The sequence below is a fragment of the Velazquezella soli genome (genome assembly GCF_977018685.1).
This window is the reverse complement of the sequence record NZ_CDRNXF010000004.1, coordinates 3013651-3027847: the sequence shown is the minus strand read 5'-3', so window position 1 is coordinate 3027847 and position 14197 is coordinate 3013651. Positions and strand designations below refer to the sequence as shown.

General features: G+C 62.3%; 15 protein-coding genes. 6 read left to right on the top strand and 9 right to left on the bottom strand.

Annotation, left to right across the window (positions count from 1 at the left end):
* Nucleotides 1-23 precede the first annotated feature (23 nt).
* A complete protein-coding gene (locus tag AC0JZ8_RS18400) occupies nucleotides 24-824 on the top strand; it encodes a hypothetical protein (protein ID WP_471893135.1) in 801 nt (266 codons plus the stop codon).
* A gap of 16 nt (nucleotides 825-840) precedes the next feature.
* Here AC0JZ8_RS18400 and AC0JZ8_RS18395 read toward each other — a convergent pair whose 3' ends face one another.
* Complete coding sequence (locus AC0JZ8_RS18395; RefSeq protein ID WP_471893134.1) at nucleotides 841-1236, bottom strand: c-type cytochrome; 396 nt, start codon at nucleotides 1234-1236, stop codon at nucleotides 841-843.
* Between the two features lie 8 nt (nucleotides 1237-1244).
* Complete coding sequence (locus tag AC0JZ8_RS18390; RefSeq protein WP_471893133.1) at nucleotides 1245-2831, bottom strand: helicase HerA-like C-terminal domain-containing protein; 1587 nt, start codon at nucleotides 2829-2831, stop codon at nucleotides 1245-1247.
* Between the two features lie 132 nt (nucleotides 2832-2963).
* Between AC0JZ8_RS18390 and AC0JZ8_RS18385 the strand changes: the two genes are divergently transcribed.
* The 3 genes from AC0JZ8_RS18385 to AC0JZ8_RS18375 all read left to right on the top strand — a co-directional run bounded on the left by AC0JZ8_RS18385 (nucleotide 2964) and on the right by AC0JZ8_RS18375 (nucleotide 4737).
* Nucleotides 2964-3971: a YihY/virulence factor BrkB family protein gene (locus tag AC0JZ8_RS18385; RefSeq protein ID WP_471893394.1), complete on the top strand. Its 1008-nt coding sequence runs from the start codon at nucleotides 2964-2966 to the stop codon at nucleotides 3969-3971.
* Nucleotides 3972-4087: 116 nt separating this feature from the next.
* Nucleotides 4088-4480, top strand: coding sequence for a hypothetical protein (locus tag AC0JZ8_RS18380; RefSeq protein WP_062454796.1), 393 nt, complete (start codon nucleotides 4088-4090; stop codon nucleotides 4478-4480).
* A gap of 77 nt (nucleotides 4481-4557) precedes the next feature.
* Nucleotides 4558-4737 (top strand): hypothetical protein, encoded by a 180-nt coding sequence (locus tag AC0JZ8_RS18375; protein WP_062579592.1) that lies wholly within the window; start codon nucleotides 4558-4560, stop codon nucleotides 4735-4737.
* Between the two features lie 22 nt (nucleotides 4738-4759).
* Here AC0JZ8_RS18375 and AC0JZ8_RS18370 read toward each other — a convergent pair whose 3' ends face one another.
* Nucleotides 4760-5443, bottom strand: coding sequence for a spermidine synthase (locus AC0JZ8_RS18370; RefSeq protein WP_471893132.1), 684 nt, complete (start codon nucleotides 5441-5443; stop codon nucleotides 4760-4762).
* A gap of 272 nt (nucleotides 5444-5715) precedes the next feature.
* On the opposite strand from AC0JZ8_RS18370, the gene AC0JZ8_RS18365 reads away from it, so the two are divergent.
* A complete protein-coding gene (locus AC0JZ8_RS18365; protein ID WP_062453512.1) occupies nucleotides 5716-6732 on the top strand; it encodes a magnesium transporter CorA family protein in 1017 nt (338 codons plus the stop codon).
* Between the two features lie 70 nt (nucleotides 6733-6802).
* Here AC0JZ8_RS18365 and AC0JZ8_RS18360 read toward each other — a convergent pair whose 3' ends face one another.
* From AC0JZ8_RS18360 to AC0JZ8_RS18340, 5 genes are all read right to left on the bottom strand, one after another.
* Entirely contained in the window at nucleotides 6803-8116 is a 1314-nt protein-coding gene (locus tag AC0JZ8_RS18360) for an alpha/beta hydrolase family protein (RefSeq protein WP_471893131.1), read from the bottom strand.
* Nucleotides 8117-8309: 193 nt separating this feature from the next.
* Nucleotides 8310-9134 (bottom strand): aldo/keto reductase, encoded by an 825-nt coding sequence (locus AC0JZ8_RS18355; protein WP_471893393.1) that lies wholly within the window; start codon nucleotides 9132-9134, stop codon nucleotides 8310-8312.
* A 168-nt stretch (nucleotides 9135-9302) separates the two neighbouring features.
* Nucleotides 9303-10817: a phospholipase D-like domain-containing protein gene (locus AC0JZ8_RS18350; RefSeq protein WP_471893130.1), complete on the bottom strand. Its 1515-nt coding sequence runs from the start codon at nucleotides 10815-10817 to the stop codon at nucleotides 9303-9305.
* Between the two features lie 109 nt (nucleotides 10818-10926).
* Nucleotides 10927-11121 (bottom strand): hypothetical protein, encoded by a 195-nt coding sequence (locus AC0JZ8_RS18345; RefSeq protein ID WP_062453509.1) that lies wholly within the window; start codon nucleotides 11119-11121, stop codon nucleotides 10927-10929.
* Between the two features lie 148 nt (nucleotides 11122-11269).
* A complete protein-coding gene (locus AC0JZ8_RS18340; RefSeq protein ID WP_249407529.1) occupies nucleotides 11270-11998 on the bottom strand; it encodes a gamma-glutamylcyclotransferase in 729 nt (242 codons plus the stop codon).
* 540 nt (nucleotides 11999-12538) lie between these two features.
* Here AC0JZ8_RS18340 and AC0JZ8_RS18335 point away from each other — a divergent pair.
* Entirely contained in the window at nucleotides 12539-13426 is an 888-nt protein-coding gene (locus tag AC0JZ8_RS18335; RefSeq protein ID WP_471893129.1) for a branched-chain amino acid aminotransferase, read from the top strand.
* Nucleotides 13427-13481: 55 nt separating this feature from the next.
* Here the strand turns inward: AC0JZ8_RS18335 and AC0JZ8_RS18330 are convergent, their stop codons facing one another.
* A complete protein-coding gene (locus tag AC0JZ8_RS18330) occupies nucleotides 13482-14111 on the bottom strand; it encodes an alpha/beta hydrolase (RefSeq protein ID WP_471893128.1) in 630 nt (209 codons plus the stop codon).
* Between the last annotated feature and the right edge of the window lie 86 nt (nucleotides 14112-14197).

Below are 14197 nucleotides of genomic sequence, written 5' to 3'. Positions count from 1 at the left end.
CGCATAAGGCCAGAGGACCACTCATGCATCCATTGCCCCGTCCGCTGAGCCTTGTTTTCTTTAGCATCAGCACATTCCTGGCCCTGTCCGGCATCGTCATGATCCTGACGGGTTTCAGAGGCGGCTGGCCGGTGCTCGCCCTGTTTGGGGCCGGCGCCTTCGTTTTTGCGCATATGCTCTGGCCGCAAACCTTCCACCGAAGGCGGGTGGATGCCGCAACGCTGATTTCGCGCTTTCCCGGTCCGGTCACCCTCTATTCCAGCCGCGTCCGCTATTTTTCGCTGGCCGTCGGCTGCGCAGCCTTCGCCGTCCTGCTTCTGTTTCTGCTTTTGGATGCCGACCCGGCCGATGCGCCAATGCCGGCGTTGCGACAGGTCATTCTCTGGCTGGGCGTCGGTTTCCTGTCGCTCTGCGCCTCCGTCATGATGGCGGGCGTCCTCGTCGGCCAGCGGCTGGAACTGGATGGCGAGGGCTTGACCATGGTCACGCTCGGGCGTCGCAAATTCTGGCGCTGGCAGGATGTCGAGGGCTTCAAGGCCGGCGCGATGACGCCGATCTCCGTTCACTTTCTGCCCAAGCTGGAGATGAAGATGGTCGTGTTCGACGATGTCACGCTTCCGGAAACCGCCCTGATCCGCATGAGCCGCGATGCGACCGGCCGCAATTCCGGCCTGCACGATGCCTATGGGCTGGATTACGCCCAGCTCGCCTGGCTCCTGGAAACCTGGCGCGAAACGGCGCTCACAGGCTCGCAAGTTGCTCCTGCCGCACCCGTCCGCGACGACGAATTCGTGGCCGTCTCGGCTGCTTACCCGAACGGCTGACGACCGTTCCCGGCCGTCACTCTGCCTGCGCGGTCGTCTTCAGGTAAGCGATCACGTCGTCGATCTCGGCCTGGGTCCACAGTCCGAAGAAGCGCATGCTGGTTCCCGGCACTTTCTTCTTGGGGCTCGAGAGAAAGGCCGACAGTGCCGCGTCGTCCCAGACGAGACCGGCTGCGCCTGCATCCTTCATCGCCTGCGAATACTTGTAGTCGGGAACTTGCGCTGCCGGTCGCCCGACGACGCCTTTGAGATGCGGGCCGAACCGGTTGGTCTCCCGCTCGGCCACATGACAGGCGACGCATTTCTGGTACACCCGCTTGCCGTTGCCGGCATCTGCCGCCTGCGCGGTCGAGGAAAAGGCGAGCGCAACAAGGGCGAGGGCGCAGAGCCCTGTCCTTGCCGCTTTGTGCATCCGCCCGGTCACCGCTTCAGACTGCCCAGAATGCCGCGCACGATCGCCCGGCCCACCTGGGTGGCGACGGTGCGCGTCACGCTTTTCATGGCCGCTTCGATGATCGTCTCGCGCTGGTAGCCCGAGCGGCCAACGGTTCTGCGGCCCTTCGGCTCGTCGTCGTCCTTGTTGCCGAAGCCGGGCAGGGTCCAGCCGGTGGTTTCGCCGGAGCCGGCGGGCGGCGCGGGGTCGAGTTCGTCCTGCGCCTTGCGGGCAGCGGCCGCATCGGCGGCCTGCTTTGCCCGGGCGCCCAGCATTTCGAAGGCGCTTTCGCGGTCGAGATCCTCGTCATAGACCCCGAGAACCGGGCTGCGATCCATCACCGACTGCCGCTCCGCGTCGGTCAGAGGACCGATCCGTCCCGACGGTGGGCGGACCAGCGTCCGTTCCACCATCGATGGTGCACCCTTGCCCTCGAGCGTCGAGACCAGCGCCTCGCCGGTACCGAGCTGGGTGATCGCTGTCGCGCAATCGAAGGCCGGGTTCGGCCGGAACGTGTCGGCCGCGGTCTTCACTGCCTTCTGCTCGCGCGGCGTATAGGCGCGCAGCGCATGCTGCACCCGGTTGCCGAGCTGGGCGAGAACGCTTTCCGGCACATCGAGCGGGTTCTGGGTCACGAAATAGACGCCGACGCCCTTGGAGCGGATCAGCCTCACCACCTGCTCCACGCGGTCGAGCAGAACCTTCGGCGCTTCGTCGAACAAAAGATGCGCCTCGTCGAAGAAGAACACCAGTTTCGGCTTGTCCGGATCGCCAACCTCGGGCAGTTCCTCGAACAGTTCAGACAGCAGCCACAAAAGGAAGGTCGCGTAGAGCCGCGGGTTCATCATCAGCTTGTCGGCGGCAAGGATCGAGATCTGGCCGTAACCGGAATTCGGGTTCACCCGCATGATATCGGTGATCTTCAGCGCCGGTTCGCCGAAAAAGTGCTCGGCACCCTGCTGTTCCAGCACAAGCAGCGCCCGCTGGATGGAGCCGACCGAAGCCTTGGAAATGAGGCCGAATTCCTTGGAAAGCTCCGAAGCATTCTCGGCCATGTAATTGAGGAGCGAGGTCAGGTCCTTGAGGTCGAGCAGCGGCAGCCCGGCCTTGTCGGCCAGCTTGAAGGCGATGTTGAGCACGCCTTCCTGCGGTTCGGATGCATCCATCAGACGGGCAAGCAGAAGCGGCCCCATCTCGGCGATCGTGGTGCGAACCCTATGCCCTTTGGTGCCGTAGAGATCCCAGAAGATCACCGGGAACTGCTCGAACTCGTAATCGGCAAAGCCGATCTGCTCGGCGCGTTTGGCGAGGAAATCCTTGGGCTCGCCCTTGGCGGCAACGCCGGAAAGATCGCCCTTGATGTCGGATGCAAAAACGGGAACGCCGGCCCGCGAAAAGCCCTCGGCCAGCACCTGCAGCGTCACGGTTTTGCCGGTGCCGGTCGCACCGGTCACCAGCCCGTGGCGGTTGCCGAATTTCATGTCCAGGAATTCGGCCTTGTTCAACGTGTCGTCAGGGTTGCGACTGCCGCCGATAAAGAGTTTCGCCTGATCGTCCGCATCAATATTCGCCATGCAACTATGCGCTCCCTAAACGCGTTCAATCCTCGGCTTTTATAGGATGCGCTGAAGAGCCGGGCAACGGCTGAAAATCGGCCAAGTGAAAACTGGCGCGAGAGGCGGCAGAAGAGGGGTGAATACGTGACGATGACGGACACAGCCGGACCGGCGGAAACGCGGAAACTCGATGCGCAAGGCGTGCGCGATGCGCAGAGGGGTCGCCATGCGGATGGCCCGATGGGCATTCCGGCCCGCGGCCTCAAAGACGTGTTCTGGCGCGTCTATGCCGGCGTAACCGAAGATCGCATCACGCTGATCGCCGCCGGCGTCACCTATTACCTGCTGCTGGCGCTGTTTCCCGCCGCAAGCGCGCTCGTGTCGATCTACGGTTTCGTCGCCGATCCCGTGACGATTGCCGATCGGATCGCGTTTCTGAGCACAATCATGCCCGCCGAAGGGCTGAACATCTTTCTCGATCAGGTCCGGGCGCTTTCAAGCGAACGCGGCGCTACACTGTCGATCGGCCTGATTGCCGGTCTGGCGCTGGCGCTCTGGAGCGCCAACAACGGCATGAAGGCGCTGTTCGAGGCCATGAATGTCGCTTACGGCGAGCAGGAAAAGCGCGGCATCGTCAAGCTCAACCTGATGTCGCTGCTCTTCACGCTCGGCGCGATGCTGATTGCCATCGTCATCCTGTTTGCCATGGGCGTGGTGCCGGCATTGCTCAAATATTTCTGGCTCGACCAGTGGTCGGAAATGATCATCCGCATCGCCCGCTGGCCGTTGATGATGGTCTTCGTCACGCTCGGCATCATGGCGCTCTACCGGTTCGGCCCCAGCCGCGAGCCGGCGAAGATCCAGTGGCTGACCTGGGGTGCTGCCTTTTCCACCATTTTCTGGCTTCTCGCCTCGCTCGGCGTGTCCTACTATCTGGCCAACGTCGCCGATTACAATGCCACCTATGGCACGCTCGGCGCGCTGATCGGCTTCATGGTCTGGACATGGGTATCCGTCATCATCGTGGTCGTCGGCGCCGAGATCAATGCCGAGCTCGAGCACCAGACCTCGGTCGATTCCACCACCGGCCATCCGAAGCCGATGGGGGCACGCGGCGCTGAAATGGCCGATACGGTGGGTGCTGCGGCCGAGGATTGATAAGCCGCCGGTTGCGCCAACCCGGGCTGCGTGGCACCAGTTGGAACACGCCTGTTGGCATCCGGCACGAGTCTATGTATGACCTTGACGTGAACGTCAAAACTGAGGAGATATTGATGAACGAGATGGTTACCCGCGTTGCCGACCGCGTCGGTCTTGCACCTGATGCGGCCGAAAAGGCGATCGGCATGATGCTGGGCTTCCTGCAGCGCGAGGCGGATGACGCTGCCGTGGCGCGGATGATCGAAGCCATTCCCGGCGCACCGGAACTGGTCGGCAAATTCAACGGCGAAGGTGCCGGTGGCGGCGGTCTGCTCGGCGGCCTGATGTCGAGCTTCGGCGGCGGCGGCATCATGACGCTCGGCCAGCAGCTGATGTCGCAGGGCCTCGGCATGGGCGAGATCACAGCACTCGCCAAGGAAACCATGGCTGTCGCACGCGAACACGCCGGCGACGAAACCGTCGATACGGTCATCGCATCGGTGCCGGGCCTCAGCCAGTTCGTGTGATCTGAACTTGTGAATCGAAAGCCGCTGGCCCACCGCCGGCGGCTTTTCTAAATCATCAGCTATGCTATAGGTCGGCGATGAGCGACAACATCATCAAGTTCCAGCGTCCGAAACCGGTCAAGCCGCCACGCAAGTCGCCGTTCAAGAACATGGCGCCCGGTGTGAAGCGCATGCTGTTTTGGGTCGCCATTATCGCGGGTCTGGTCCTGGCATTCCTCTATTTCCAGTTCGCCGGCAGCGCCCCTCCGGGCGTCTGAGCAAAACAACGCCGGCCGAACGTCAGCCCTTGGCGGCCAGCCAGATCACGTGCTTTGCGCCGCGCTTGCCATTGGCGCGCGTGTTCACCACGTCAGCCTGAAATCCCACTTCCTTCAGCCGCCGGGTGAAGCCCGCGTCGGGCCCTGACGACCAGACGGCGAGAACGCCGCCGGGCCGCAGCGCCGAACGTGCAGCGTAGAGACCACTCATCGTGTAGAGCCGGTCGTTCGAGGCCCGCGTCAACCCGTCCGGCCCATTGTCGACATCGAGCAGGATCGCATCGAAGGCAGTGGTGGAGGAGCGGATCAACTCGCTGACATCGCCCTCGAAAATCGTCACGCGCGGATCGTCGAGGCAGCCCTTGAAGACCGGCGCCATCGGCCCGCGCGCCCAGTCGACCACGGTCGGCACCAGCTCGGCCACGGTCACCTGCGCATCCTCGGGCAGTACTGCAAGCGCTGCCCGCAGCGTGAACCCCATGCCGAGCCCGCCGATCAGCATCGACGGCTTCGCCCTCTTGCCGATCTTCTCCTGCGCGAGTGTCGCCAGCGCTTCTTCCGAACCGCTGAGGCGGCTGTTCATCAGCTCGTTGGTGCCGAGCATGATGGAGAATTCCTGGCCGCGCTGCTTCAGACGCAGCTCACCTTCCTCGCCGGGCAGGGCGCCGGGAATGGTTGCGCGGTCGAGCTGGATCCAGGGCAGCATAAGGGGATACCTCTTGGTCGGAGCGGCTTTGCTACAGAAGCGCAAAGGACGGGTCAATCCTGCGCGCCGGGGAGTTGACTTTCCACCGTATTCGCTCCATTTCACGCGCAAAGCGCTACCCGTTCGGGTGCCGCTCTTTCAAAGGACAAACCGAGATGAACCCCGACAGTCGAAGTTCGACGTCAACAGATAGACCTGCCGCTTCGGGGCTCTGAACCGTTCATATCGGTGATGCGCTCCGGGGACCTCAATGGTCCGGAATAGGAGCCGTCATGCTGCGTATCCATGCCTATGATCACGACCGCCTTGTCGCGGCCGACGCCGTAATTGCCAGTGCAGCCGCCGATGCGACGTCTGTTGCTCCGCAGCCGCCTGTGATCTGGTACGACCTGATCAACCCGACGGCCAAGGAAGAGCGCGATGTCGGCTCCCGCCTCGGGGTTACCATTCCCACCCAGGACGAGATGGAGGATATCGAACTCTCCTCCCGGCTCTACCAGGAAGACGGCGCCGAGTTCATGACCATGACCGTGCTGACACGCCCGGATGCCGGCACGCCGCACAAGGTTCCCGTCACCTTCATCGTCAAGGGCCAGGTTCTCGTCACCGTGCGCTATTCCGAGCCGCGTCCCTTCGATGCGTTCATGGCGCGTGCCCGCAAGGGCAACGGGCTCGGCCTCCATTCGGCAACCGGCGAACTGATCATGACCGGTCTGGTGGAGGCGATCATCGACCGCATGGCGGATACCCTGGAGCGGCTCGGCAACGATATCGACCAGATCTCGCGCGATATCTTTGCGGCCAAGGCCTCCAAGGTCAACAAGAAGACGCGCGACCTGCAGGAACTGATCCGGGCGATCGGCCAGAAGGGCGAGTTCATCACCGTTGTGCGCGAAAGCCTCGTCAGCGTCTCGCGCGTCGTCGCCTATTATGCGGCTCTCGACGGTGTCGATCGCAAGCTGCCCAAGGAAATGCGCCAGCGCCTGAAACTGCTGCAGCGCGATGCCACCTCGCTTGGCGATCACTCGGCCTTCATGTCCGGCAAGATCAACTTCCTGCTCGACGCGACGCTGGGCCTGATCAATCTGGAGCAGAACCAGATCATCAAGATCTTCTCGGTTGCGTCCGTCGTGTTCCTGCCGCCGACGCTCGTCGCATCGGTCTACGGCATGAACTTCGCCAACCAGCCGGAACTGCAATGGCATTACGGCTATCAGCTGGCGCTCTGCCTGATGATCGTCTCGATGGCGCTGCCGTATCTCTACTTCCGGCGCAAGGGTTGGCTGTAATCGCAAACCAAGACGGGCGGAGCACGGTTGCTCCGCCCGTCCTTGCCTGATCTAGGCGGCAATAGGCTGTCTAGCGTTCCTGGATCTGCGGCACGAAATCCGGGAGAAGCTTGCAGGGCTCCTTGTAGGTCTCGGCTTTCTTTTCACACAGGGCTGCCACCGTCTGCGGCGTCGGCTTCTCGCCCTTGTCGATCCAGCTCAGCATGGCGGAAAACAGCGCTGCATATTGCGGCGTCGAGAGCTTGGAATGCTCCGCCTCGTCCGAAAAGTTCTGCACCAGCAGCTCGCCATTGCCAGCCTTGTCCACCGTCCGGCGATAGATCGCCTCGTGATCGACAAACACGGTCGGATCGTTCTTGGCGTGCAGGGTGATGGTCGGCGCGACGATCTGGCCGGTGAGATCGGCATCATAGGCCATCAGCCGAGCCGCTTGCGGGTCCGCCTTGAACCGCTCGACACCCTTGTTCAGCGCCGCGTCGTCGTCCGATCCCTTGTACTGAACGTTGGAATTGTCGAACGGATTCTTTCCGTCCATGCGCCGCCAGACGATGTCGGAAAACAATCCGGTCGCCCAGCTCAAATGCGCCACCAGCGTCTTTTCCGGCACCTTGGTGACGGCGAGGATATTGGCGAGGTTCTTCGCCTGCTCTGGCGACCGCTTGTCCTTCGCAAGCGAGATGCCGGTGCATTCGTCGACGCGCTGCTGCAGCTCGTCGCGCGACATCTTCACGCCCTTCGGCAGGCCCTGCCAGACCGGATACTGCACCTCGTCGGCGCGCGGATGGTTCTTGCAGTAATACTGGTAGACGGCCCGCAGATCGGCGCGGAAGTCATAGCCATGGCCGCCGCCGGCCAGCAAGCCGCTGGTCAGCACCAAGCCGTCGTAATTCTTCTGGCCGCGCCAGTCGAGTGCGTAGAGTTCAGCCGTCTTCGCCGCCACATTGCCGCCCCAGGACTGGCCGTGCAGCAGAACATGCTTCGGCTTGCCGAGCAGCCGGATGGCGATCCGGCGCACATTGTCCGTATCGGCCGCCGCCATCCGCACGCTATAACCCTCGCGGCGATAGTTGGAACCGGCCCAGGCATAGCCCTCCTGAACGGTGACCGCGAAACGCTCGAGATCCTCGACCGGATCGTCCGGCGTAGGCTTTGCGGTGCGCGGCCCGCCATGGGCATGGACAACGAGCGTGCCGTTCCAGTCCTTCGGTTTGGCGATCCAGTAATAGGCGCCGTGCAGATCCTGACCCGCAAAGCACTCGGTCCCTACAGGCATCGAACTCGGGCAGTCCTTCGGCGCCGGGTCCGCAGGCTTTTGCTGCGCGCTGGCGGGCAGGGCGGTAACAACCACCGCCGCCGCGGACATCAATATCGTTCTGAAATGCATGAAAACTCCTCCTCTTCCAGCCCGTGACAAGACCTATGGTTCTGGCTGGGAGAGGCAAGAGAAGACGTGGCCTCGGCTGCCGCGTGGGGGAGGCTCGCCGGGCAATTGGGCGGGATCCCACACAAACCACGGCGGGAGTGTGTGGGAAGCGACCCAAACGGACCATTGTCCGAGACCGAAGCCTCGGACCGGATCAGTCCCACTCGGGCGCGAGATGCACCGGCGATACGATGCGTCCGTCTGTCCGCGACAGCGCAAACACCGCTTCCATTTCCTGCGGCGAGAGCGAGAAGTCGAAGATGTCGTAATTCTCCGGCAGCCGGCTTTCCGTCGCGGTCTTCGACAGCGCGATCACGCCCTCCTGCTGCACGGCCCAGCGCAGCACGACCTGAGCGGCGGTCTTTTTGTACTTCGCGCCGATCTCCTTCAACACCTCGTCCTTCGGCACCGCGCCATCGGCCATCAGGTAATAGGCGGTCACCGACATGCCGGTCTTGCGCGCTTCCATCAGCACCTTGGTCTGGTCGAGATAGGGGTGATATTCCACCTGGTTGTTGACGATAGGCGCATCGGACAGCTTGATCGCTTCAGCCATCAGCGCGGTCGAAAAGTTGGAAACGCCGATATTCTTGACCTTGCCTGCGGTTCTCAGCTCGTTCAGCGCGCCGATCCGGTCGGCCAGCGGCATTTCGCTTTGCGGCCAGTGCAGCAGCAGAAGGTCGACATGGTCGGTCTGCAGCTTGGAAAGGCTTTCGTCCACCGAAGCGATAAAGGCATCGTGACCGACGCGGTCGACCCAGACTTTCGTGGTCAGAAAGATATCGTCGCGCGGAATGCCCGACTGGCGAATAACCTCGCCGACAGCCTGCTCGTTCTTGTAGATCTGCGCAGTGTCCACATGGCGGAAGCCGAGTTTGAGGGCTTGCGGCAGAATGCGATGAACATCCGCATCGGGCATGCGGAACGTGCCGAAACCGAGAGCTGGGATATGGGCGCCGTTGGCGTTGACGGTTTGCATCATGTGCTCCTTGGAAAAGGGGGCCCGACGGGGAGCCGGGCAAAGAAGAGGCACACTCTAGATGGGCCGTGAAATCCGGCGATCAAGCAGAGACCGGCCCATGATCACTCCACCGGATGCGACAAATCGGCTTGAAAGAAGGCCCTGGAGGCCGCGCAATCGGCCTCGTCAGGTCTCTTTGCGCGCCCGTTTCGCCCGTCTCGCGACTCGACCGAACCGCTGTTTCAGAAAGTTTGATGTCCGGTACCGCACGCCGCTTGGTCGCTCGGGATCGGCAATGTCCGATTCAGCCAGCAATTCCTCGTCGGCACTCAGCTCCCGCATCTTGACCGGCAGAAGACCTCGGCCGCTCTGTCGGTTCAACGCCTCGATGGCCGCGATGATCGACCCGTCATGCGCTGCAACCGCGTCACGCACTTCCTGCGGTTCGCGCCCAAGATGTTCGGCGATGAGATCGTCGCGGGTGCTGACGATCTTCTCGCTCAGCGTGTCCTCACCCGGCTGCGCCTCGAGGATGAGGTCGCATTCCGTATCGTAGCCCATCGAGCGGTTGTTGAGATTGGCCGAGCCGATCTTCACGATCCGGTCGTCGGCAAACATCATCTTGGCATGCACATAGATCGACGTGCGGGCTTCGTTGACAGGGTAGTAGATCCGGAAGCGATCATGAACATCGGCGTCCTTCACCATCTTCATCAGCCGGATGCGGGCGCTGTCCATCGCCTTGGCTTCCAGCCAGCCTTCGCAGCCCTCCGGATTGATCAGCACGATTTCCGGTCCGTCGGGCTCCTTCAGCCGTTCCGCCATGGCCTCTGCAATACGGCGCGAGGCGAAATACTGGCTCTCGACATAGAGCGTCTTTTTCACCGAACCGATGATCGCAAGCTTGGCCGTCTCGATCTCGACGATCTGGCTGCGCCCCTCGTATTCAGGCGCGGTGCGGGCGATGCCGATCGAGATGTCGCGAAACCCGACCTCCAGCTCGTCCGGCCAGGGATCGTTCTCCGTGGCGGCATTTTCGTCGGGCGGATCGAGCGTCTCGTCGGTTGCCAGTTTCCAGCGGCGCCGTGCGACTTCGCCGAGCGCCCGTGCGGCCTCGCCGGAAAGGCAGGTGGTGGCATCGTGCCAGGGACCTTGCGCAAATCCCATCGGCGACTTGCGCAACGGCTCGTCTTCCGAATGATCGCGACTGTCCCAGCGCCCGACGGTCATGTCGATCCCGCCGCAGAACGCCACTTCGTCGTCGATGACGAGAAGCTTCATGTGATGCGCCGACAGCGCCGGATGCGCGCCGTCGAGCTTCAGATGGATGCGCTTGTCGAACATCCATTTGAGAATATAAAACGGGGTTTCACCGCGAGTGATCGAATTGATCAGCCCGATATCCCATTTAAGGATGCGAATATCGAGCCCGTTGTTTCGCTCGGCGAGCGCGTTCAGAAACTTGCCAAGCTCGTCGGGCCATTCTTCGTTCGCGGCCTTGTCAGCCTTGCCATCCTTCTTGCCCGGCTCCAGCTGGATGCGCGTGTCGAAATCCCAGCCGATCAGGTAGATCGACTTTTTCGCCTTCGTCATCGTGCGCTTGGCGAAGCGAAAGAAATCGGCTGCATCGATGATGATGGAAAGTCTGTCCGCCTTGGCAATCCGCCAGCACGTGTCGCCTTCGTTGAGGATGCTTTGCATCGATCCAGTCGCCCCAGTCTTCGTCTTTTCGGTTATCGAGGATATAGGGCAGCGCCGCGCTGCTTCTACGGGAAATATACAAGGATCGGTCGAGTGATGCGCAGCAGCGTCATCCTGCATTTCTGCGATCGCGATGACTGCTGACCGCGATCGCAATCAGGATCAGCGGCCACAGGCACGACAGCAAAAGTCCCATGATCCTGTCGAAGCTCCAGGGAAGCCGTCGTGTCACACCCTCGGCCAACGTCATCCCGAAGAACGCGGTCGCTACCGTCAGGTACACTATGGTGGCTAGAGTCGTCATGGGTCTCGCTGGCACGGTACCGGTCATCGCGATGGGGGTCGCACGCGCCCCCGAAAGCGTTCAAACACGGATCGAGCCCGCCGTCCTCAACTTTTATGAGAGAGTGCCAGATTTCGCACTGCCGGCCCCGACGGGCGGCATCACGCTTTTAAGCGTGCATCGCTTCGATTTCGCGTGCCACCATCTCCTGCAGCCGCCAGAGATTGCGGTCGCGGATGCCGAATTCGGCCAGATGCACGACGGTATTATAGAGATACTCGGCACAGGAACCGCGATGGCCACAGGCGCGTGCCAGAACCGGCGCCACATCCTGCAGCGGCGGAAGCGGCCGGATGATCCGCGGGCTCTTGCCGCCGGCCCAGAAAGTCAGCGCCCGGATCGTCTCGCCGCCTTGCGTCCGCACGGGGAGAAAACGGAAGGTCGAAAGGCTGTCCTTGTGGCTCACCTCGCGGCGCAGCGCCTTGTCGATCTGCTCGCGCTTTTCCGAATCGGACACCCGGTAGATCACGCCGTCGCAACGCCCGCCCCGCGACAGCATCATCATCAGCCCCGGCTGGTCCGGCGAACCGCGGCCGCGTTCGATATGCAGCGAAAACGACCGATGCCAGCCATAGGCCGTCGCCCGCTGGCAGGCGATCGAATCGAAGCCCGGCTTCCAGATCAGCGAACCGTAGGCAAAGATCCACAAAGGCTCATCGCCGATATCCCCCACCAGCCGCTCGGTAATCTCGGCATAGTCGGCATCCGTCAGCGGTTCCCAGGTTGGCGGTGCGCCCGGATCCATCTCGTCACGAAAACACAGGTCGACGAGGTCCTGCGTCAACGCCATGGACGATGACTTGAGAGCCGTTGAGGTGAGGGCGCCGGATCTGGACATGGCCTCTGCGTTGTAAAAAAATGAGTGCGTAAACGGGAGGTGAGGCGCAAGACTGCAAGCCTGAAAGGCTGCTGTCAACGTTTTTGGGCCGCGTTTGTGAAGGATTTGCTGCGTTGCCGCAGAGTGGCCCCACTGTTCTGGTCGAAGGGATCACGCAACGTTTCAGACGGAAATGTTCGCGTTATTCTGCGTGAGAGGGAGTTTTCGATACATGCGCTGGTTGTTTCTCATTGTCCTTGGCCTGCTGGTGGCCGTCATTTTGTCAATCACTCTGATGCAGAACGACAGTCGTCAGCTGGGTAGCGATAACCTGTTGCAGGGAGCGCCGGGCAGTCCGCGCCAGCCATCGGACTCGCCGCTTCTTCCGGCACCCGCACCGCAGCGAGCGCCCTGACCATGAGACGGCGGCAATTCGGGGTGCCATCAATATTTGTGATGAATCATCTCGGATTGTCGCTTGACCTTGAGGGCTTCGGGGATTTCATTCACGCCAAATTTTAGCGACCCCCGCCAAGCTTTGAAGACCCGAAGGAGAATATCATGGCCGTCGACACATCCCCTCGCTCCACCACCTGGACTTACGTGGATGGTGAGTGGGTGGAAGGAAATCCGAAGCTGATCGGACCCACCTCGCACGCCATGTGGCTGGGCACGACCGTGTTCGACGGCGCCCGCTGGTTCGAAGGCATCTCGCCGGATCTCAACATGCACTGCCAGCGCGTCAACCGCTCGGCCATCAATATGGGCATGAAGCCGGTCATGGCAGCCGAGGAGATCGAGCGGCTGGCGCTCGAAGGCGTCAAGAAGTTCGACGGCAAGACCGCGATCTACATCAAGCCGATGTACTGGGCCGAACACGGCCTGCCCAACAGCGTCGTCGCAGCCGATCCGGAATCGACCCGCTTTGCGCTCTGCCTGTTCGAAGCTCCGATGCACACGGCAAAGGCCTCGTCGCTGACCGTATCGCCCTTCCGCCGCCCGAGCGCCGAAGTCGCCATGACCGCCGCCAAGACCGGTAGCCTTTATCCCAACAGCGGCCGCATGATTGTCGAGGCGCAGAGCCGCGGCTTCGACAATGCGCTCGCGCTCGACATGAACGGCAATGTCGCCGAAACCGCATCCTCGAACATCTTCATGGTCAAGGACGGCGTGGTCATGACGCCGATCGCCAACGGCACGTTCCTGGCCGGCATCACCCGGTCGCGCGTGCTGACCCTGTTGCGCGGCGCCGGCTTCGACGTGCGCGAAGTCACGCTGACGGCTGCCGATTTCGCCAATGCCGACGAAATCTTCACGTCCGGCAACTATTCCAAAATCGCCCCGGTCAACCGGTTCGAGGACCGCTCCCTGCAGGAAGGTCCTGTCGCCCGCAAGGCGCTCGAACTTTATATGGACTGGGCACGCTCGACCAAGGGCGAAGACGTCTGATTGACGAGGGACGGCACCCGATCCAGGCGCCGTCCCTCAACCATTCTTTGCAGCGTTAAAGCGCTTCGTATCCGAACACTTTCGCCAGAAATTCCACGGCGCGGCCGGCACCGGCGCCGGAAATCGTGTGTCCGAGCCCGGGCTCGATCGATGTCTCCACGTCGAAACCATGCTTCGCCAGCGTGGCAGCCGCCTGTTCGCTTTCCCAGGACGGAATGACGTCGTCGGCGGTGCCATGCACCAGAAACACCGGCATCTTCGTGGAGGGCGACAGCGGCTCGGGCGAAGACAGCCGACCCGAAAAGCCGACGACCGCACCCACGGCAAACCGTCCGTTTGCGATCGCGTCGAGCGCCATGATCGTTCCTTGCGAGAACCCCACCAGCGCGACCCGATCAAGCCTGCCGGCAAAGCCGTTGTCCGCGATGATACCGTTGATCAAGGCATCGAACCCCGGCCGTGCCGCCGCAATCCGCGCGCCGCGATTTTCCGGCGTGACGCCCGCGACACTGAACCACTGGTAGCCGGCACCAAAGCTCGAAGCCTCCGGCGCATCGGGCGAAACGAAGACGGCATCGCCAAGCGTCCCCGCCCATTCCTCCCCAAGCGGCGCCAGATTGTCGCCACTGGAGCCGACCCCGTGCAGGAGGATGACGAGAAGGTTCGGGCGGTTGGTTTCAGCCATGGAGACATACCTTTGCAGATGAGGATCAAACGTCGGAGAACACTCCGCTACGGCCCCCGGAGGAAACCGCGATACCCGTTATCTAG